Source organism: Paenibacillus sp. LT-B23 (assembly GCF_059417685.1).
Window position 1 is genome coordinate 66,469 of record NZ_JBSQBM010000009.1, and the last position, 20,756, is coordinate 87,224.

The window sequence follows — 20,756 nt, forward strand, 5'->3', positions numbered from 1 at the left end:
TCTGCGCAAAAATAGCAACGGCAATGACATTTACGTCCTGGACGTGTGCCATTGCCGTTTTTTAATCTTACGTCCTGTCTCTTTTTAGTCTGCTTGTTGTTTTTTTCGGGGAAAAAATAACTCCACCTGAGTTCCTTTATTTGTTTCTGAATGGATTCGGATGCTTCCGCCATGTACCTCTACAATCCACTGAGCGATGGATAGCCCAAGTCCTGTTCCCCCCTCAGTACGGGATCTGACCTTGTCACCACGATAAAATCGGTCAAAGACATAAGGCAATTCATCTTCTGCGATTCCGGAGCCGTTATCTGATACGCTGATATACACAGAATTTCCTTGATAACGTCCAATTACTTTTATCTGCCCGGTGGATGGGGTATATTTCAAAGCATTATCCAGTAGGATGGTAAAAAGCTGGTGTATTCTCCCGTCATCTCCCCATAGGAGCAGAGGCTCCTGTAATTCCGTAAGGATATTGACCCCTTTGGTATCTGCCAATAGTTTGAATTGCTCTGCTAACTCCCGTAATAATGAATCCAGTGTGATGAACGAGGGTTTAATCTGTAACTGATTGGAATCGGATCGGGCCAGTGTCAGCAGATCCTCCAGCAGCCTGCCCATCCACTTGCTTTCTTTTAAAATTACAGCGATATGAGGACTTTCCTGTTCTATAGAGTGTGTGAGATGCCTCAGGAGCATCTCTGTTTGGGCATGGATGATTGCCGTCGGTGTTCGCATCTCATGTGAGGCATCGGCAACAAAGCGTTGCTGCTTTTCCCAGGAGTTTCGTATAGGCACAAGCGCACGTCCCGCCAGAAATATACCCGCAAAAACAAAAATAATCCCTCCGATGACAATTCCCGCAGTAATATCCCACATCAAGGAATGGAGCGTCCGCTGCACATCCTGCAAGCTCTTGACGAGGCAAATTATGATCTGCGTGTTGGCATGCTTGGGCATATACACAAATTGAAGGGCCCGATAACTGCGATCACCGATGCTCACCGTCCGAATGGTCTGTATGTTTGATTGATCTTTGAACAGACTAGCCATCTCCAGGGGAAATGACTGCTGGGGCGTTTGCCCAAGGAACTCATTTTGATCAGACCAGAACAGGTATGTTATTTTCTCATCATGTTCGGGGTCCAAATCATTGGATTGGAGTAGTTCCGATGGAATGCGAGAGGATTGAACACGCTTTTGGGCCTGTACCATGATTTCATCCGTATCGTGATATAGCTGGTATTGCATATGAACGTACAGCCAGATGCCCAATATGGAAAAAACGAGAAGAAAAACAATAGTATTCAGGATGACCAGCCGTCTGCGAATGTTAGTGAACATGAGGGTCACCCGTTAACATATAACCGATTCCACGTACGGTTCGGAGAAGATTGTCTGCGTTACGGGCTGCGAGCTTTTTACGCAAAAGGTGCATATATACGTCGACTGCGGTCGTGGCCGCCCCCGAATCAAACCCCCAAACCCGGTCGAATATCTGCTCACGGGTTAATATTTGCTCTTTATTACATAGAAAATACTCCAGTAATTTATATTCTGTCGCCGTTAAGTTCAAGCCCTGTTCTCCGCTAAATGCGTCTCTCGCTGCAGGGACTAATCGGATAGGTCCATAGATCAATTCGCCTTCCTGTCCTATGGTGCCCTTTCTCCTCAAAACAGCTCTTGTTCGTGCCAATAATTCCGATACGGCGAACGGTTTCGTGATGTAGTCGTCTGCTCCGATATCCAGTCCGGAGACACGATCCTCTACTGCATCTTTAGCTGTCAAAAGAATGATTGGGACCAGCATAGCGTGTGCCCTCAGCCTTTTGACGATTTCAACACCGCTCATTCCAGGCAACATGATATCAAGAATAATCAAATCATAAATATTCTGTTGGGCCAAATAATACCCTTCGTCGCCAGTTTCTGCGCCATCTGTCAGGAAAGATTCACTTTCAAAGAGGTCACGGACAATCCTGAGAAGAGAAGGATCATCTTCTACGACAAGCACTCGCACACGTTGTTCCACCTTTCAGCGATCGAACTCATTTTGTTTGTTTTTTAAGAAAATTTAAATATTCCACTACTATACTAGCATTATCAGCAGAGGCGTATAAGGATAATCATATATGGAGGGATTTTCATGGCACAGATGAATAAAAAATGGGTCGTTTTATGCTCAACAGCGATTACAGCAGTGTACGCAGCCGGATATTTTACGACGGAAACCGAGGCAGCCATGCCGCCATTGCCGCATCACATGCAAGCCAGTATTCAAACAAATGATATATCAAAAAATAATAATCCTTCAAATGTAAAGTCAACCTATACGAATAAACATAATATTCCAGCCAAAAGTTTATATAAAGATGGTACCTATACGGGGATGGGCAATAATCGGCGTGGTTCCATTGAAGTCAGTGTAACGATCAAGAATGATAAAATAACGGACGTTGAAGTTAGCCATTTTGCCATGCATTATTCGGAAAGTGATATAGCAGGGCTCCCTTCGGAGGTTGTGCAAAACCAGAGTGCACAAGTGAGGAATGTATCCGGTGCAACGTATAGCACCGAGGCATTTCAGGACGCTGTACAGGATGCGCTCTCCAGCGCACAAAACGTGTAGCTATGAAAAGAACTAAATTATATATGGATACTGCCGTAAGCATACAGATTGTTACAGGGAAATCCACATCCGAAGAAGCGGTAACACAGAAAATGAATCAGGCATTTGAGGCTTTTCAAAAAGTAGAGCAAGCTTGCAGTCGTTTTAGCCCTGACAGTGAATTGATGAGCGCCTGTCAACAGGTAGGAGTACCTGTAACCGTGAGCCCGTTTTTGTTTGAACCCCTCAAATTTGCTTTGGAAATAGCGAAATGGACGGATGGGATATTTGATCCTACGGTAGGAAAAATAATGGAATATCATGGATTTAATCGACATTATTTAACCGGGCAATCCATTGAAAGTCCTTCTGCCGCCACGGTAACTTATCGGGATATCGTTTTAAATGAACAAGATCGTACATTGTGTTTGCGGAAGCCATTGGTGATTGATTTAGGAGCTGTAGCCAAAGGATTTGCCATTGACTTAGCAGCTCATGAGTTAAAAGAATTTGAAGGATTTGTCGTGAATGCGGGCGGCGATCTGTTTGCAGGAGGGGTGAACGATGGTGGAGAGGCATGGGAAATAGGTATTCAGCATCCTGAACGCAAAGAGGAAATGGTATCGACGGTTCTGCTTTCCAATGAGGCTATCTGTACTTCGGGAGGTTACGAGCGCAAGAGTTCGGCTGAGGCTGATGTACATCATCTGATTGATCCTAAAACCAAGCGCTCGCCCAAGGAATGGGTTAGTTCCAGTGTGATTGCCCCCTTCGCTATGATGGCGGATGCTTTTTCTACGGCATCATTTTTGTTGGGTGCAGCAGAGGGGCAGCGGCTCATGGAACAAGCGGGTTTACAAGGCATCCTCATTACATCTGATTTACAATTGGTTCGAGTAGGAGGGATATAAATGACGATAAAACAATGGAGTAAATCACCAAAAGGCTATGTTGCAATGGTTATCACGGCTTATCTTCTTATAGCCTCTATCGCAGAGCATAATATGGAAGATATTACCAATGGAATCGTGGCCGTCGGTGCTGCTGTAGCTGTTGACATTCTTTGTGGCTTGATGAGACAAAGGAAGCGAATGCTGCCGGATGGTGCATTGATCACAGGGCTACTTATCGCCCTGGTGTTAAGCACTACGACCTCTTGGCCCGTTGTTGCGGCTACTTCAGCGATTGCCATAGTATCCAAGCACCTGTTGGTCTATAGGAAGAAGCCGATTTTTAATCCGGCGGCTTTTGGACTGCTGCTATCTATTCTCATATTTGGATCAGGGCAGAGCTGGTGGGGGGCATTCGGGGATTTACCCGCATGGATGATTGCCTTCCTGCTCATTGGTGGATATGTAATAACGGATCGGGTCAATAAATATCCGCAGGTGTTTTCATTTTTCGGGACATTTTTTGTATTATTGTTCCTTATAGGTCGCTTTCATCTGGGAGATGCTTCGGATGCACTTCGTCCTCCATTCATCAATGCCGCTCTTTTCTTTGGCTTTTTTATGCTCACTGATTTGCCCACGACTCCTGCCAAGGTGAAGGATCAAATCTTTTTTGGGATTCTTGTCGCATTTGTAGGAGCGGCTGTGTATGACCTTTTTGGAGGATTAATGTACTTGTTTATAGGGCTGCTATTGGCAAACCTGCATCATGTACTTAAATCACGTTTGAGTGCAAGAGTGACCAACAGGCCTGTTTCGAATATGCAACCAGTCTCCAAGCGAGGTTAAACGGTTTAAAATAAGCAAGTACGTACGGGATTGACTTCCAGCGTGCTTGCTTTTTGCCGTGGAGTGAGGTTGCTTATCATTCCCGAAAGTTTCATAATACTTGTAGTAGTGCCATGCAAACATGCAAAAACCTCTTCGTATGCCTACAGCTTGACCAGATAAAGAGCTTATATTATGGATTAGGAGTGAAGCAGTCATGAATGATACGATTTCCTTGTTGATGAATCACCGGTCTGTACGAAAATTCAAGTCAGATGCCGTTACCGACGAACAGCTCGCAGCTATTGTGGCAGCAGGCCAGATGGCTTCCTCGTCCAGCAATGTACAGGCTTATACCGTCATTGCCGTTACAGAGCCTTCTTTGAAAACAAAGCTGGCTGAGTTGGCAGGTGGTCAGGCTTACGTTGAGCAATGCCCGGCGTTCCTCGTGTGGTGTGCAGATTTGTACCGCTTGAAGCAGGTCACGGTCCATCATCAACCGGGTAAGTCCTCCTATGAAGGTTCCGTCGAAAATTACACGGTTGCGACCATTGATGCCGCGTTAGCTGCACAGAATGCAGCGGTAGCCGCCGAATCACTCGGTTTGGGCATTGTCTACATCGGGGGTATCCGTACAAAAATAGCCGAGGTATCCGAGCTGTTGGGATTGCCTGAGCTGGTATATCCGGTGTTCGGTATGTGTATTGGTGTACCGGATCAGGAAGGGGGCTTACGTCCACGTCTTCCGCTATCCGGTGTATTGCATATGAACGGCTACGACAAAGATCAGACGATGAAAGCTGTGGATCTGTATGATCACACATCGGTTGAATATTTGAAGGAACGCACAGGTGGTCAGCGGTCTACCCCATGGTCAGAGCAAATGGCAGCAAGACTGACCGAGCCTGCACGTTTGCAGATGAAGTCTTTTTTGGAGCAAAAGGGATTTTTGAAGCAATAAAGGTCGGGTAGGCGATGAAAATAACGCAGCAACATATAAATGGCATGAAGCTATAGGTATGTTTGAAAAATACAAAGAACCTCCTTTTTGCGCATGATGAAGTCCGCGTAATAGGAGGTTCTTTGCTTTTGTTGTAAGCTGGCTTGTATATCTTATCTTTTCAGGGAATAGCTGATATGGCTTTAGAAAGCAGATAGTGCGTAAAAGCGTCTCGTATTGTCATAAAATAATTGCCGAATGGCAGTTTCATTTTGACCTGTCAGCCTGCTATACGCCCGAATGACTTCAGCGGTCATGCACGGATGGGTCTGTTGTCCGACAAAAGGCCCTTCAAAGGGCCAAGGGCCGTCCGTTTCTGCCATCACCTGACCGGATGGATACTGTGTTGCCAAATTTCGGATTTCGTCCTCATACAAGAGATCCGGTGTGAAGGAGACATAATAGCCGTTACGGGCCATGCGTTTGGTCGTAGCAGCAGAGCCTTTAAACCAATGGAAATGCACCTGCGTGACGCCGTGGCGTTCCAGTAAATCGCAGGCAATATCCGCGTCCTCGTAAACAGCATGCAGCACAATCGGCTTGTTATGTTTTCCTGCAAATCGGACAAAACGTTCCAGCAGTTCTATGTAAGGAGCAGGGTCAAAGGAAACGCCTCTCTCCAAGGCTTCCAGCCGATTATAGTAGGGCAAGCCGACCTCGCCTACGGCAACCATATGCTCTACATGCTCGTCCATCCAGTCGAACAACAGATCAAGCTCAGCTTGCGATGGAAGAGGCTGTTCGGGATGAAAGCCAAAGGCGGGTCGTACCAGCCAGGGAAAACGCTTAGACAAACGCAAATTGGCCCGGCTGGAGGCAAGATGCATGGACACGGCTATGACGGCTTCGACGCTGCTATCAGCAAGCGAAGCGAGCAATAGCTCCTGCTGCTCAGGCGGATAGCTATCCACATGAATATGCGCGTCGATGAGCGGCGCGGGTGCTGCCGATGGTGTTCTCACGTCCAGTTTCATGTCCTTCAAGTCATTCATAACGGCTTTACCTCGTCACCTGAAGCATCCTCACGGACGCCTTCAGGGTTGCCCGTGTCGCCTTCCAGTCTGTGCTTTTCCTCGCGCATCCAGCCTGTCATTTTCCGCTTCCATTCGATAAAGCGCGGGTCGAGGGTGATTTCTTCCCTGCGAGGACGGGGGAAGGGAACGTCTACGACATGTATCACCGAAGCAGGTCGTGCCGACAGTACGTAGATGCGGTCGGAGAGCAGCAACGCTTCCTCAATGCTGTGAGTAATGAACAGCACGGAGCGGCGATTCTTCTCCCACATCCGCAGGAGCCATTGTTGCATGTCTCCACGCGTCAGCGCATCCAGTGCGCTGAACGGCTCATCCAGCAGCATCAGCTCTTGCGGACTGAGTAGCGCGCGCAAGAAAGCCGCCCGCTGCTGCATGCCGCCAGAGAGCGTATGCGGATACGCCTTTGCGAATGGGCCAAGCCCGATCTGCTCCAGCCATTGCAGGGCATTCTCACGGCGTTCGCGTTCGCTGGCGTGCCGGGGCTGCGCCGCTGTATCTTTACGCGGCGCGTTTTCCTGCCCGAGCAGCACATTGTCCAGCGTGGTACGCCACGGAAAAAGCGCGGGCTGCTGCGGCATATAGCTGATATGCCCACGCTCACCGGTCACGTCCTGTCCGTGCATACGGATGTTCCCCAGCTGTGGCTTGAGCAGCCCGCCGATGATGTGAAACAGCGTGCTTTTGCCGCTGCCGGACGGACCGATCAGGGAGACGAATTCTCCGGGTTTGACGGTCAAGGATACATCCTGCAATACAGGCAGTGAGCTTCGCTTTTCACGGAAGGCAAGGCTGATACCGTCCAGTTCCAAGGCTGGAGGAGTAGAGGAACGCTCCTGCTGTTCCACGGCCCCTTGGACTCGTTGTTCATCAGCCATATTTTGCGGTGATAAGTCAGTCGGATGCAGACTCATACGCACCACGTCCTTTCTTTGGTATACTGCGGTTCCAGCGTATTCTGGTCATACCATTTGGAAGCTATTCCTGATCGGGTTTCCAGCGTACCAGCCATTTTTCCAGCAGTAGAATAGCTACGAACATTAGCAAACTGAGTGTAACAATGATGCCAATGGCGGCAAAAATCAGATCCGTACGGTAGGCTGATTTTTGCAGATTCATATAATATCCAATTCCTTCACTGGCTCCGATCCATTCAGCAATGATTGCCCCCATCACGCTGTAGGTGGCGGCAATCTTGATGCCCGAAAATACTTGTGGCAGGGAATGTGGTAACTCCAGCTTCATAAAAATAGCCATTCGGCCTGCGCCCGACATGCGCATATAGCTCATCATCGTGCGGTCCGTCCGTGTCAGCCCGTCCATGGCCGCTACAGCCACGGGGAAAAAGCAGACCAGTGTAATCACCATCAGCTTGGGCAACACGCCAAAACCAAACCACACCATCAGCAACGGGCCGAGAGCGATGGTCGGAATGTTTTGACTAAGAATGAGCAGCGGGTACAGAGCCGATTTGAGAAAAGGGATGGTATGAAGAACGATAGCGATCAGTAGCCCTGTCGCTGTACCGATAGCAAATCCCGCCAGCGTTAAGCGAACGGTAGCCCAGGTATGTGCGCTAATCAGCGCCGATTGGGCCATTCCTTCCTGCACGATCAGGGACGGAGCAGGCAGTATCCATGATTCCACATGCCAATAGGAAACCGCTCCCTGCCAGGCCGCTAAAAAGAAGAGGACCGCCACAAGGGGCGGCCATACGCTTTTCCACCAGGATGCGTTTTTGCCTTTCGGGTTCATGGGCGATATTTCTCGGTCAGCTTATCCATGCTGATACCCTGCGGGTTATGTGCGATTTTGATCTGTGAAATGACACTTGGACTGCCCGCTTCTGTCAGTGCCTCGTGCATGTCTTTAACCACTTTCAGCAGCTCATCCAGCTCACCTTCCATGGTCGTGTCCAATGGATTCACCTGATGTTTGACACCAGAGCGCTGAATAACTTCAATCGCTTTATCTACATATGCATAAGAGTCCTCGTTATTTGGGGTTTTAGGAATCACTTGAATACTGAGCAGTGTGTTAGCCATGTGAATTCACCTGTCCTTTATTTGCAGTTTTTTTTGGGAAAATATGGTGGTTTAAGGTGGTTAAGAGATCGCTCCGCGGTTCATTTGATCTTACGATCGCTGTTGCCGTGGGATTCTTTGAATAAATTTAAAAGGTAAGAATCCCACGGCAAAGGCGAGCGCTTCGCTTCTTCAGATTCAAATGAACCGCTGCGCTGCCAACCGCCTTAAAAGCACCTTATTTTTAAAGTGGTTGTACGGCATTTTTTACACACAAGCGCACCTACTTAGCGCTTAGAATAAGACGAAACTAAAAAACAAACCAAGTGGAACGAGAACGAAGTGGGCGGAATGGTGCTGTAGAAGCGCGCTTCGGAAGCATCACCTTGCCCGGATTCCACCTCTGGATATTTATAAAAGAAGTCTGGGTACAACAGCGATGGGAAGCACCATCCGTCCGCGTAGTGGCGCTTGGTGCACGTCCCTAGTTCGACTTTATTTATTTGGTAATTTAGCGTTTTAACAAAATGATTAACGCTTAGGCAGGAAGTCGTTGGTGAAGGCTTTATCCACTTCCAAGGGTTTGCTGAGCAGCTTGCGCTCGTACATCCAGTCGGAGTAGTTTTTCCATACCTCCGCTTTTTGTACGCCCCATTGGGTGGCATCGTCCTGATAACGCGGGCTTAGCCATTTTTGGCTGGCGAGCACCAGCTTTTTATCCAGCTCCGGAACCGCTTTGGTCAAGATATCTGCGGCTTCTTCCGGGTGAGCGATGGTATATTCATAGCCTTGAGCGGTTGCGTCCATGAAGGACTTGACCAGCTCAGGATCATTTTTAATGGTCTGTTCGTTGCTCACGATGACAGGTGTATAGTAATCCAGACTTTTGGAATAATCTTTTACATACAGCATATCCAGTGGCTCACCCCGTAGTTGGGCTTCAATCCCGGTCCATGCGTAGAAAATCCAGGCAAAGTCGATATCCCGCTTCACGGCTGTAAAATAATCGGCATTGCCCATGTTGATGATCTTCACCTTGCTTACATCGCCTTTGTCTGCGTCCATGATGGATTTCATGACCGCTTCTTCTACGGGAGAACCCCAGCCGCCGTAGGTTTTACCTTCAAAATCCTTCGGGCTCTTAATCCTGCGGTCAATCGGGGCTGCGAAGCCTGATGTATTATGCTGAATGACCGCAGCGATGGATACGAGCGGTACCCCTTGCGAACGCGCCTGTGTGACGCCCTCCTGATAGCTGATACCAAAAGGTACAGCATTGGAAGCAACCATTTGATCGGCTCCGCCTGAGCCGGGTTGAACGATCTGGACATTCAAGCCTGCTTTTTCATAAAACCCTTTGGCCTTGGCGACATAGAGGCCCGTATGATTCGTATTTGGCGTCCAGTCGAGCACGACTTTAACGTCCTTGAGTCCCTTTGTCGGGGAGGATGCTTGGGTGTTGGTGGCAGGAGTCTCGTCTTGTGGTGCAGAGGGGGAGCTTCCGCCGCAGGCGGTCAGGGTCAGGGCCATGAACCACAGGCTGATCAGCCCAAGGCTTAACATTTTCATGCGCTTCATCGTTGTGTTCTCTCCTTTATTACCCGTAATCCGTCGGATCAGACAGCTTATGTTTCCCAATTCACAATAATAACTTCTGCCGGACGCTATCTGTTCCAACAACATCATCTTCAACAAAAAAAGCGCCCCGATGTTCCGGGACGCTTGCGCATGTATATACCAAAGTAAGGGATGGGCCTGGTCAAAGAAAAGGCGCATCTTGCTTAAGCATTCCTACGCTGGCATTACCCAGATCAGGTTGTAAGGGTCAGTGTCTTGGGACACACTCTCAGCCGGCCGATTCCAGCACCCCTGGCATTGTATAGTCGAATGGGTTATTCAATTCGGGTTTACTACGACGATTATATGCCTAGAAGGCGGGTCTGTCCAGCATTGGGGAAGAAGTGACGGTTCATTTGCCAAACGACAGGGTACACTTTTACTGTGAGCTTTGTTCTGATAATGACCATGATTCAATCGCTTAAAGTTGTTTTTCAGAATAGCTGCGCAGGTATGGTTTGATGAGCTGGTGTTGGATCATGGCATGGGCCTTCAAAGGAATTCTAATTTGCGAAAAGGAGTTGTTGTACCGTGGGTAAAACGGAAACATTGGATCGCAGCCAACTGGAACAAGCCATTGTAAAGGCTTTGGATAACAACAAATTTTGCTCGTTGGGTACGGTGGAGGGCGGCAAGCCGAAGGTACGCTATATGGCTCTTTTTAACGAAGGGTTGAACATCCATCTGGCGACAGATCGCAAAACACATAAGGTGGAGGAGCTCAAGGACAACCCAAACGCTTATCTGCTGCTGGGCTATGAGGTTGGCGGTACAAAGGAAGTCGTAGAGGTTGAGGCGACTGTCCGTGTAACGGCTGACGAGGGACTGCGCAAACAAGTGTGGAATGATTCGTTGAAGGAATGGTTTTCCGGCCCGGATGACCCCGATTATGTTATTCTGGATGTAAACCCGACTCGAATTGAGTATGTGGGCAAGCAAACCGGACGTCAGGTGTGGGAAAAATAGAAACGGATAGAGTATGAGAAAACCAGCAATTCTCCGAGTTTTTTGGGAGGTTTGCTGGTTTTTAAGTTCTCGGAAAATTAATTATTTTTTCATAAATAAATAGGGTAAATGACTACTCTTTTGTCCCGCGTTGGATTAAAATAGGAATGGTGGGTTCTAAACTTACATATATGTGCAAAAGTATGTGTATGAGGCCTACACCTTAATGAGGAGGGATATATTTTGTTATTTCATAAAAAATGGTTTAAAGGGTTTACAGCAGCCGTCGTAGCCTGTAGTATGCTGGTGTTTTCAGCCGCTCCGTCTTGGGCTGCCAGCGAATCTAAGGATAGCGCTACAGTGAATTTGCGGATCATGGAAACAACGGATATTCATGCGGCCTTGATGAATTACGATTACTATGCGGACAAGGAAACGAACGAATATGGCTTGATTAACACAGCTGGACTGATCCAGCAGGCGCGCAGTGAAACGAGAAACAGCCTGTTGTTCGATAACGGCGACTTGTTGCAGGGCAATCCACTGGGTGATTATATGGCCAGAAGCAAAACCTTCGAGAAAGAAGGCGGTGTCCATCCGGTCTACAAGATGATGAACTTGATGGACTATGATGCGGCTACGGTGGGGAACCACGAATTTAACTATGGTCTCGACTTTTTGGAAAGATCGCTCAAGGGAGCTGATTTCCCTTACGTAAATGCGAACGTGTATTACGATGATGGGGGCCAAGGCACTAAAAATTATTTTACCCCTTATCGCATTCTGGATAAAGAAGTGACGGATGAAAAGGGTGAAGTTCATCCACTCAGAGTGGGCGTGATTGGCTTGGTAACACCACAAATTACGCAGTGGGATGAAAGTAATTTGAAGGGCAAAGTCGTTACCAAGGATATTGTGGAAACGGCGAAAAAGTTTATTCCACAAATGAAAACCGAGGGTGCTGACATTATTATTGTGCTGGCACACACAGGTTATGAGGATGTACCGCAAACTCCGATGATGGAAAATGCCGTTAAATATTTGAGCAAGGTAGACGGAATTAACGCTATTTTATTTGGACACGCGCATAAATCCTTCCCCGGCCCTGATTTTAAAGAAATGAGCGGTGTAGACCTGGATAAAGGAACTATCAATGGTGTGCCAGCTGTAGAAGCTTCCTCATGGGGCAAGGAGCTAGGCATTATTGACCTGACCCTGGAAAAGAAAAAATACGAGTGGAACGTAACAAATTCACAGTCTGAAGTGCGTCCGGTTGTGAGTACCAAAAATCAGACTGTGCAGATGAATCCTGAGTTTAAACTGGTAGATGCGATCAAGGAAGAGCATACAGGAACGCTGGATTATGTTCGTCAACCGGTGGGAACCACAACCGCACCGATTAACAGTTATTTTGCATTAGTGCAGGATGACCCATCCATTCAGATTGTGACGAATGCACAAAAATGGTACGTACAAAACCATCTTAAAGGGACCGAATACGAAAATCTTCCCGTATTGTCGGCTGGCGCCCCATTCAAGGCTGGTGGTCGAAATGGTGCCGAGTATTATACCAACATTCCTGAAGGCACGATAGCCATTAAAAACGTGTCCGATCTGTACGTGTACCCGAACACGGTTCAGGCCGTAGAAGTTACCGGTGCTGAAATTCAGGAATGGCTGGAATGGTCTGCGGGCCAGTTCAACCGTATCGATCCAAAGAAAACCGAGGAACAATCGCTGATTAACAAAGATTTCCCTACCTACAATTTTGATGTCATTGACGGCGTGAATTACCAGATTGATGTGACTCAGCCTGCACGATATGATGCCAAGGGAACCGTTATTGATCCTTCTGCTCATCGTATCAAGGATTTACAATACAACGGGAAAGCAATTGATCCTGCACAGAAATTTATCGTAGCGACCAACAACTATCGTGCTTCCTCATCCAAACTGGCAAATCCGGATGGCAAACGCATTGTGATGGCAGCACCGGACGAAAGCCGCCAGGTCGTTATTGATTACATCCGTACGAACGGAACGATTAATCCGGCAGCGGATGGTAACTGGTCTATTGCTCCTTTCGGTGAGGCTAAGATTACCTTTGAATCCTCGCCTGATGCCAAAGACGTGCTTGCCGGAAACCAGCAAATTTCATTCCTCGGCAGCGCGGCTGACGGCTTTGCTAAATATAGTCTTAAAGCTGGCGCGAAGCCCAATGCAGCAACGACACCTGTAAAGGAAACCGTGACTCCAGCGAAGGCAACAGCGAAGCCTGCCGTAAAAGCAACCAAACCTGCGGTGGCTAAACCAGCTAAAACAACTAAAACAACCAAGCCAAAGGCTTCCAAATAAGCTTCTCAAATGTAATGTGTAAAACGGGATTTATATCTCTCAAAGGGAGTGTCAACAGCTATTACTAGATGTTGACACTCCCTTAATTTTAAGGATTTAGGTAATGAAGTGATTTGGTGGAGAGGGGACTGAACGTGTATTTGAAATGGGATAAAACTTATATTTTCCTTAAGTAGCTCTTTTATAAATGCGTGTTACATTATGCTTAGATCGTCTTGTTGTACGTCGTCGGCGTTGGTGTACTAATCGTTTCTTTTTAAATCTTGATTTTTCTTCGCGTTCATATCTATGCCGAGCTACAATAGAAACAGTGTGGCTTGGTGGAGCAGCCTGCTTGTTCGTAGGATTAGCCGCTGTTATGCGGTTGACTAAAAATGATTCTGGATAATACCACTTGCCATGCCATTCTTTTTGTAATCCAAGTTGGATGTATGCATTGTCTGGTGAATGCAAATCATAGATAAAGAACTCGCATGATAAAGCGCTTGTAGTACTTGGAACATACTTGATCATCAAAGAACCTGTATTCATTAGACGAGGTAAAAAATAAAAATGAAGCATTTTATCTTTCATAGGATTCAGATTGACACCTAAGTTACGTATACTGGCTTTATTTAATACTCCTTTAAAGATGTTATTTAGACCTCGCATACCTTTGTATTCTTTTAACTGTCTACCATGTAGAGTCCGTTGTTGCTTTGCAGTCTTTTCAATGCCAACCAAGTGACAAAATTTATTTAAGTCAAACTTTAGCGTAATTGTTTCCCCCGTACTTAAGATAAATTCAAATGTGTAGGGATAAAGTTCTTTATAAAATAGCTCTCGCAGAACGGGTAAGTCAATGTCTGCGAAATTTGGTTTTTTATTTAAGCTGAGTAGCGTTGTCAAATCAAGCATTTATTTTTCCTTGTCCTTTGATATGTATAGTTGTAATGTCACAAAAAAAGCTCTGATGTATCCCATCAGAGCTTGCATATTTAAAGAATGGCGGCAAATTTTGGATGAACAAGGTATTTATAAGACCCGCCCGTCGGGTACCAGACGCCACCAATGTCCGGCTCGGTTTCCTAAAAAACGCGACGTAATTTATTTGTGTTTCAGTGAAACCATAAAAGTTTATGTGATAGCCGTTTTAAGGTAAACAAGGTATTTATAAGACCCGCCCGTCGGGTACTGGATGCTATCTTTTCCAGCTCGGTTTCGGAAGAAACACGACTACGTATTAATATCTACATTATAACGTAAAATATCCTCTTTGCCAACGGAGAGTTGTTCTAAAAAATAAAATAGGCAGAGATTATATCCCAGAAAAATTATTTCAAGTTTAATCAATGATGTGATTAATTTTTAAACACTCCTTAATATTAGTTCAAAAGACTTTAATTTTTGTCGAATATGCACTTAAGTCCTAGGTTGTAGCCGAAAATAACCTTATTTTTTGTAAAAACACATAATTACATAGTACTTTTGTTCTAGTTATTTGTGATATAATGGTGAAAAAACCGGAAAATTGTTCCGAGGAGGACCATTATGACTTGCAGCAATTGCAGCATCATATTACCTATTAAGGACCAGGGATTGCTGAAAATCAGGCATCCCAGGGAGTCGCTTACTCAAGCGTTGGACAACTTGGGTATGCTGTCGGAACAAATGAAACAGGAACAAGGGCGCGAGGACGGCGTTGTGTTTCGCTATGACAGTCCTTCGGAGCTGGAGCAATGGATGGACAGACTGGCACTTCTGCCGAAGGAATGGCTGTTACATATGGAGGTTGTGGTGACCGGAACGTTTCATATCGAAGGGTATGAGGATTGGCTTCCATTCAGCCAACTGCAAGCCCGAATCAAGCATCCGAATGTCATGGATATTATTGCGGATCAAAGCTTTTCCAGCCATATGCAGCCTATTGTCGACCACAAACTGAATGTTATCGGGTTTGAATTTTTGTTGCGTCCGTCACATCCGCAGAGACTTTTTCAGCCCTTTCGGCTGTTTGAAATCGCTCGTGAAGCTGGGTTACACGCTCATCTGGATCGGTCAGCCCGTATTTCTGCGATTGAAAAAAGTGCAACATGCCTTCCTGCGGGAATCAAACGTTTTATTAATTTTCTTCCTTCCACTATTTATAATCCGGCTTATTGCTTGAATCATACCTTTGAGACGATTGATCGGTTGTCCATGAATACGGAGGATTTTGTATTTGAAGTTGTAGAGACGGAAGAAATAAATGATCTGAATTTTTTGCATCGAATTTTTGAACAATATCGTAAACGTGGAATTTCGGTGGCATTGGATGACGTGGGAGCAGGGTATTCTACGACAGAGCTGATGAATCGGCTCCAGCCGGATTATGTGAAAATTGACAGGAGTTTAATTAATGGCTGCTACCGTAACAGTGACCAGCAACGACAAATTACGGGGATCGTGGAAGCGGCTTTTCATTTTGGCGGCCAAGTGCTGGCTGAAGGAGTCGAGCAGATGGAAGATTTTGAATTCTGTCATAAAGCAGGAGTATCGCTGGCTCAGGGTTATTTGTTTGGTAAGCCGGAGCCGAATCCGCCCTCCAATTTTATGCTTAGTAGCGTAATATAGTCAGAAACAAATTTAAGTAGACGTAGTCTATAAAAAGTGGAACTTAAATAGGGCTGTCCCATAAGCAGATTCCAACCTTATTTGACAGTGCTTATATCACTATTAATGTAACAAAACGCGAGTGCAGAGGTTATTTCACCCCTGCAACTCGCGTTTTTTGGTCATGCTTGCCCATCTGAGCAAGTTATGGGCAAGCGAAAGCCGCACTGTTTCCAATTTTACTTGGATAAGGAACATTAAAAACCTGGGAGCAGTTTACAACATGTTTTATTTATAAAGTAAAGATTGACGTTTGAAAGACAAATGGATACAGTGTATTATATAAGAAACAGTGTTTCTTTCGTAATACACTGTATCCATACTAGGTAAAAAGTTTAACATTACAGGGAGGACAACCAAAATGAAAGCAGTACAACTGAAAAACGGTTTTGGCTTTGAAGAACTAACCTTAACGGAACTCGACATACCGGTGCCGGGACGGCTGGAAGTTCTGATCCGCATAAGGGCAGTGTCCCTTAATTATCGAGATTTGGTAATACTTAATGGAGTAATGCCGATCGGCATTCAATTTCCCTTCATTCCGTTATCCGATGGAGCGGGTGAAATTGTAGCTGTGGGCGAAGGGGTGACAAAATTTCAGGTTGGACAAAGGGTAGCGGCAAATTTACAACAGAAATTCATTGGCGGGAGCACGAGAGCGGAGGTATTAAAGGATAGTCTGGGAGGCCCGCTCAGTGGAGTGGCGGCTGAATATATCGTTCTGCATGAAGAAGGGGTCGTCGCCATTCCGGATCACCTTTCTTGGGAGGAGGCTTCCACCTTGCCGATTGCGGCATTAACCGCATGGAGCATGCTGATGGAATCCGGCGGGCTGCGAGCGGGGGATACGGTGCTCTTGCAAGGAACAGGCGGTGTTTCCATCTTTGGGCTTCAATTCTCTCTGATGGCGGGAGCACGGGTAATGATCACATCGAGCAGCAATGACAAGCTGGAACGGGCAAAGGCTCTCGGCGCATGGCAGACAATCAACTATTCGGAAGTTCCCGAGTGGGATAAGGTGGCTCTGGAGCTGACAGGCGGAGTCGACCATGTCCTGGATGTAGGGGGAGCGGCAACAATGGCGCAATCCATCAATGCACTTCGTACCGGAGGGACTGTGAGCATGGTCGGATTCTTATCGGGCTTGACCATTCCTGAGTTCGATGTCACCAGCATTTTGCAGAAGGCTGCAACAATTCGCGGCAGCCAAGTTGGTAACCGGGAACATTTCGAAAACATGAATCGCGCCATTTCCCGCCATCGTTTACACCCTGTCATCGACCGGGTATTCCCGCTCAGCCGAATCGGCGAAGCCTTCGCACTTTTGGCTGAAGGAAAACAGTATTTCGGTAAAATCGTCGTTCAAATATAAATATTATTCACATCACATAGGAGGCACTCTAATGCCCAGTAAACCTGATTTGTCTGTCAAAGATTCTCAAGGAAGAAAGAATAAGAAACCGCGTAAATGGGTACGCAGAACCGGATTATCGCTGCTGGCGGTAATCCTTCTGGGAGTGGTTATTTTTATGCTCATTCCTTCCCCTGTCCAGCCTGCAAAATGGCTTGCGCCTTCGGCCCCCTCTTTTGAACAAGCGGGTCCATGGCAACAAAACAATAAACTCAGCTCCGCAGAGCTTGTTACAGATGCCCCTAAGTTTCCGGAATTTATCACCTTTGACAAGAAGGGAAATTTATATACGGGAGACTCCGACGGGAAAATTTATAAGGTTGCCTTTGATACAAAGGGCAATCCGCAAAAGGCCCAGCTATATGCAGATACCAAAGGAACGCCCAATGGACTTATGTTTGACGCAAGTGGAAATCTGATCGTTACGGATGTTAAGAAGGGGCTGCTGTCGGTAGATCCTTCCGGAAACGTGACGGTGTTGGCCGATCAAGTCGACGGCACACCGATCTATTTGGCCAACGAGCTGGATATTGCCAAAAATGGTACCATTTATTTTTCTGACACCTCCAATTATGGCAGTGTAGTCTTCAAAGAAATCGCCGAGAACAAACCGCATGGACGTTTGCTGAAATATGATCCGGCGACCAAGCAGACGACAGTTTTGTTGGAAGGTCTTTATTTTGCGAACGGGGTTGCCTTGTCTGCGGACGAAGATTTTGTGCTTGTGGCAGAGTCGTATCACTACCAATTGACCAGATACTGGCTCAAAGGGCCGAAGAAGGGGACTTCGGATATTTTTGCGGATAATCTCGCCGGTTTTCCGGATAACATTACGCGTGATGATCAAGGCCATTTCTGGGTCGGTCTCTTCACGACACGTATTCCCTTTGTAGATCAGATGCATAGAAGCCCTTGGCTGGCTGGAATGATGGCCAAATTGCCTCAATCGCTGCTCAGTGGTGCAAGCGCACCTGTGAAGCATGGGCTTGCTGTGGAGTTGAATCCGCAGGGTAAACTCATCGGAAGCTGGCATGATCCTGAAGGCTCGCTTTATGGGGTAACCACGGCTGTAAACCATGACGGATATTTATATATAGGTACAGCTCCTGGAGGCAGCCAGGGTGTTCATCGCGTGCTTTTAACCAAATAAGCTTGGGGAGGGTTTAACATGATATTGGATGAGTTGAAATTATCCTGGAAAGCGAAGGAAAGTTTGGCCGGGAAAGTAGCTTTGGTAACAGGCGCAAGCAGTGGCATTGGGGCATCGATTGCAAAAAAACTGGCAAAGCGAGGCGCGTATGTAGCTGTATTGGCACGCCGTCAGGAGCGATTGGATGAATTGGTTCGCGACTTGCACCAAGAGGAATTGTACGAGGTCATGGCAATACCTGCCGATATCCAAAAAGCGGAAGACGTACAGCAGGCGGTCCACGCCATTCTTGAACGCTGGGGGCGGCTTGACATTATCGTTGCCAATGCCGGCTTCGGGTATCGAAGCCCACTGGCAGAAGTGGAACTGGAAAGGTGGGAGGAGCTTTACAAGACGAATGTGCACGGTCTTGTCCTGACACTGAAGTACGGGCTTCAGCCGATGAGGGAACAGGCCAAGGGTGATGTTGTCATTGTCTCCTCTATTGCAGCGAAGGAAGTGGTTGCCGGAGGAGGACTATACAGCGCTACCAAGTATGGCGTTAGCGCCATAGCCTCCGCATTGCGATTGGAGACCAGTACGCAAGGAATTCGTGTAACTGCGATTCACCCCGGGGCGGTGGCGACGGAATTTTCGCAGGTGGCCGGATATCCCGAGCAGGAAATTCGGGCGTTTGCTTCGAGCGTTTTGCCGCTGCATCCCGATGATGTTGCAGAAGCTGCCCTTTATGCACTGGAGCAGCCGGAGCATGTTAATATTCCAGAGTTGACCATTATGCCTTCGAGACAGGTTCAGCGGTTCAAATAGAGCGATATTTATTCTGACACAAACCGGGTATGGTCATCGCCGATGCCGGGTATGGCGGCGAAGAGGACTACGTGCCTTCGCTTGCCCATAACCTGCTCAATTGGGTGAGCATGAACCAAAAAGCGCGAGCTACAGGGGGGAATAACCCTTGCACTCGCGCTTTTTTACACTAATGACGAAGCGGGACAGCTCCATTTACTATAGCGCAGACCATATCCTGTGAAAATTTTGGCCCCACGTTCGCTCATCCAGCCATGCGATCCGTTATAGCGTGATGACGTATAGGCCCAACGGCGTGGTTGCGCTGCCTGCAATCATAAAACTTAGAGAATAACTGGACTTGCCAGGAGGGACGCTGATATCAGCCAATCGGCATACCTTGGTATTATCTCGTAGCAGAGGGATACCATATACACGATCATCCACACGCACAGACCCGGCGAACGCTCCGCCACGCGGATTGGCGTAGATGCGGACCGTACGTTCTTCGTCACCGTCGTTAATGATGGGAATGGTTGCGTTATAGATAACACCGAATTGTCCGCGGTTATCAAGCGCAGGGCCCAGCTCGCTGCGGGTTCCGGTAAACAACAGATCGGCGGGAGTCTTACCGTCCAGTTTTTTGGTGGCACATGTCCGGTAGTTGGCACTTTGCCCGACCACGTATTCCGGCATCTGCGCGTTCGTTTCGGAAAAGGACCATACACCGCGCGGATGTGCCTGCGGTGGTGGTACGGGGGGGAGCGGCTCCGCATGAATATCACGCAGGTCGGTCTGTGTATCCTTGCTGACCACAGTGCGAATGACATAGTCCAGCGTACCGTGGCCTTCGGCATATTCTACGGTGAAGTCATAGGTGAATCCGGCAAGGGACCCCTCGGGAAGTTCGAATTCTTCCAGCAGCGCTGTGCCTTTGCCAAATTTATGACGGTCTACTGGCTTCAAGCGCTTCATCATACCAGCCAAACAGCTTTTGGCAATCGACTGCCCGACATCCATAATCCAGTTACCATCCTCAGGCGCAATCTCAAGAGCCCGCTCGATATGACGTACTTCCAGCGCAGCATCGCTTTTATTCTCTACGGTGATGCCCAGTTTGACGGGTCCGCCGATTTTGTTGTAATGCCAGCCGAAAATGCGATGCTTGACCGTCCGGGTTGTCGTGCGCACCACGTCATGCCACAAGGTAGCTTGCCGGGCAGGTACAGTCACGGCGGTGAGCGTCTCCGGGTTATCGCTAAGCATCAGGCGGCGCTTTCCTCCTTCGGTGGCTGATTTCACATCCACATTGATATTCGGTGGGATCACAGCCGACTCCACAATCAGATCCTTTGGTTCTTTGGGGCGGTGGTTCATGTGACTTCCTCCTTTGATTTAGAGAATGGGACCGCTTCGGGTTCATAGATAGGGCGGTTCATATTTATTAGGTAACGCTGGAGTAACTTTTACAACCTGTTTT

At 47.4% G+C, this 20,756-nt stretch carries 20 protein-coding genes and 1 riboswitch; of the genes, 11 read left to right on the forward strand and 9 right to left on the reverse strand.

All coding sequences use genetic code 11. The features are described from left to right. Positions 1 to 84: 84 nt before the first annotated feature. Both ACWXW9_RS12875 and ACWXW9_RS12880 read right to left on the reverse strand, forming a co-directional pair. Positions 85 to 1,344 carry a sensor histidine kinase gene (locus ACWXW9_RS12875; protein WP_494929708.1) on the reverse strand — a complete coding sequence of 420 codons (1,260 nt, stop codon included), beginning with the start codon at positions 1,342 to 1,344 and terminating at the stop codon, positions 85 to 87. After that, positions 1,334 to 2,020, reverse strand: coding sequence for a response regulator transcription factor (locus ACWXW9_RS12880; RefSeq protein WP_494929842.1), 687 nt, complete (start codon positions 2,018 to 2,020; stop codon positions 1,334 to 1,336). The genes ACWXW9_RS12875 and ACWXW9_RS12880 overlap by 11 nt, the downstream gene beginning before the upstream one ends. A 126-nt stretch (positions 2,021 to 2,146) precedes the next feature. On the opposite strand from ACWXW9_RS12880, the gene ACWXW9_RS12885 reads away from it, so the two are divergent. The 4 genes from ACWXW9_RS12885 (at position 2,147) to nfsA (ending at position 5,287) form a co-directional block, all read left to right on the forward strand. Continuing rightward, positions 2,147 to 2,629, forward strand: coding sequence for an FMN-binding protein (locus ACWXW9_RS12885; RefSeq protein WP_494929709.1), 483 nt, complete (start codon positions 2,147 to 2,149; stop codon positions 2,627 to 2,629). A 2-nt stretch (positions 2,630 to 2,631) separates the two neighbouring features. Further along, positions 2,632 to 3,519, forward strand: a complete 888-nt coding sequence (locus ACWXW9_RS12890; protein ID WP_494929710.1) for an FAD:protein FMN transferase — start codon at positions 2,632 to 2,634, stop codon at positions 3,517 to 3,519. Next, positions 3,520 to 4,347 (forward strand): RnfABCDGE type electron transport complex subunit D, encoded by an 828-nt coding sequence (locus ACWXW9_RS12895; RefSeq protein ID WP_494929711.1) that lies wholly within the window; start codon positions 3,520 to 3,522, stop codon positions 4,345 to 4,347. Between the two features lie 196 nt (positions 4,348 to 4,543). Continuing rightward, complete coding sequence (nfsA, locus tag ACWXW9_RS12900; protein ID WP_494929712.1) at positions 4,544 to 5,287, forward strand: oxygen-insensitive NADPH nitroreductase; 744 nt, start codon at positions 4,544 to 4,546, stop codon at positions 5,285 to 5,287. 182 nt (positions 5,288 to 5,469) lie between these two features. Here nfsA and ACWXW9_RS12905 read toward each other — a convergent pair whose 3' ends face one another. The 4 genes from ACWXW9_RS12905 to ACWXW9_RS12920 all read right to left on the reverse strand — a co-directional run bounded on the left by ACWXW9_RS12905 (position 5,470) and on the right by ACWXW9_RS12920 (position 8,402). Continuing rightward, positions 5,470 to 6,318 carry a TatD family hydrolase gene (locus ACWXW9_RS12905; protein ID WP_494929713.1) on the reverse strand — a complete coding sequence of 283 codons (849 nt, stop codon included), beginning with the start codon at positions 6,316 to 6,318 and terminating at the stop codon, positions 5,470 to 5,472. After that, positions 6,315 to 7,271: an ABC transporter ATP-binding protein gene (locus ACWXW9_RS12910; RefSeq protein WP_494929714.1), complete on the reverse strand. Its 957-nt coding sequence runs from the start codon at positions 7,269 to 7,271 to the stop codon at positions 6,315 to 6,317. Before ACWXW9_RS12910 ends, ACWXW9_RS12905 begins: the two co-directional genes overlap by 4 nt. A 64-nt stretch (positions 7,272 to 7,335) precedes the next feature. Further along, positions 7,336 to 8,112: an ABC transporter permease gene (locus tag ACWXW9_RS12915; RefSeq protein WP_494929715.1), complete on the reverse strand. Its 777-nt coding sequence runs from the start codon at positions 8,110 to 8,112 to the stop codon at positions 7,336 to 7,338. Next, positions 8,109 to 8,402, reverse strand: coding sequence for an MTH1187 family thiamine-binding protein (locus tag ACWXW9_RS12920; RefSeq protein ID WP_134911458.1), 294 nt, complete (start codon positions 8,400 to 8,402; stop codon positions 8,109 to 8,111). The genes ACWXW9_RS12915 and ACWXW9_RS12920 overlap by 4 nt, the downstream gene beginning before the upstream one ends. Before the next feature lie 305 nt (positions 8,403 to 8,707). On the opposite strand from ACWXW9_RS12920, the gene ACWXW9_RS12925 reads away from it, so the two are divergent. Then, complete coding sequence (locus ACWXW9_RS12925; protein WP_494929716.1) at positions 8,708 to 8,869, forward strand: hypothetical protein; 162 nt, start codon at positions 8,708 to 8,710, stop codon at positions 8,867 to 8,869. A gap of 43 nt (positions 8,870 to 8,912) precedes the next feature. On the opposite strand, the gene ACWXW9_RS12930 is transcribed toward ACWXW9_RS12925, so the two are convergent. Next, on the reverse strand, positions 8,913 to 9,959 hold the full coding sequence (locus ACWXW9_RS12930) for an ABC transporter substrate-binding protein (protein ID WP_494929717.1): 1,047 nt from the start codon (positions 9,957 to 9,959) through the stop codon (positions 8,913 to 8,915). A 193-nt stretch (positions 9,960 to 10,152) separates the two neighbouring features. Beyond that, positions 10,153 to 10,262: riboswitch (TPP riboswitch) on the reverse strand. A 267-nt stretch (positions 10,263 to 10,529) separates the two neighbouring features. Here ACWXW9_RS12930 and ACWXW9_RS12935 point away from each other — a divergent pair. After that, a complete protein-coding gene (locus ACWXW9_RS12935) occupies positions 10,530 to 10,964 on the forward strand; it encodes a pyridoxamine 5'-phosphate oxidase family protein (RefSeq protein WP_134911456.1) in 435 nt (144 codons plus the stop codon). A 222-nt stretch (positions 10,965 to 11,186) separates the two neighbouring features. Further along, positions 11,187 to 13,298, forward strand: a complete 2,112-nt coding sequence (locus tag ACWXW9_RS12940) for a bifunctional 2',3'-cyclic-nucleotide 2'-phosphodiesterase/3'-nucleotidase (protein ID WP_494929718.1) — start codon at positions 11,187 to 11,189, stop codon at positions 13,296 to 13,298. A gap of 168 nt (positions 13,299 to 13,466) precedes the next feature. Here the strand turns inward: ACWXW9_RS12940 and ACWXW9_RS12945 are convergent, their stop codons facing one another. Continuing rightward, complete coding sequence (locus ACWXW9_RS12945; RefSeq protein WP_494929719.1) at positions 13,467 to 14,195, reverse strand: PBECR4 domain-containing protein; 729 nt, start codon at positions 14,193 to 14,195, stop codon at positions 13,467 to 13,469. A 633-nt stretch (positions 14,196 to 14,828) separates the two neighbouring features. On the opposite strand from ACWXW9_RS12945, the gene ACWXW9_RS12950 reads away from it, so the two are divergent. The 4 genes from ACWXW9_RS12950 (at position 14,829) to ACWXW9_RS12965 (ending at position 19,297) form a co-directional block, all read left to right on the forward strand. Further along, positions 14,829 to 15,890 (forward strand): EAL domain-containing protein, encoded by a 1,062-nt coding sequence (locus ACWXW9_RS12950; protein ID WP_494929720.1) that lies wholly within the window; start codon positions 14,829 to 14,831, stop codon positions 15,888 to 15,890. A 400-nt stretch (positions 15,891 to 16,290) separates the two neighbouring features. Next, positions 16,291 to 17,301, forward strand: coding sequence for a zinc-dependent alcohol dehydrogenase family protein (locus ACWXW9_RS12955; protein ID WP_494929721.1), 1,011 nt, complete (start codon positions 16,291 to 16,293; stop codon positions 17,299 to 17,301). Positions 17,302 to 17,332: 31 nt separating this feature from the next. Next, a complete protein-coding gene (locus ACWXW9_RS12960; RefSeq protein ID WP_494929722.1) occupies positions 17,333 to 18,490 on the forward strand; it encodes an SMP-30/gluconolactonase/LRE family protein in 1,158 nt (385 codons plus the stop codon). An 18-nt stretch (positions 18,491 to 18,508) separates the two neighbouring features. Further along, entirely contained in the window at positions 18,509 to 19,297 is a 789-nt protein-coding gene (locus ACWXW9_RS12965; protein ID WP_076294512.1) for an SDR family oxidoreductase, read from the forward strand. A 264-nt stretch (positions 19,298 to 19,561) separates the two neighbouring features. On the opposite strand, the gene ACWXW9_RS12970 is transcribed toward ACWXW9_RS12965, so the two are convergent. Then, entirely contained in the window at positions 19,562 to 20,653 is a 1,092-nt protein-coding gene (locus ACWXW9_RS12970; protein WP_494929723.1) for a hypothetical protein, read from the reverse strand. Positions 20,654 to 20,756 lie beyond the last annotated feature (103 nt).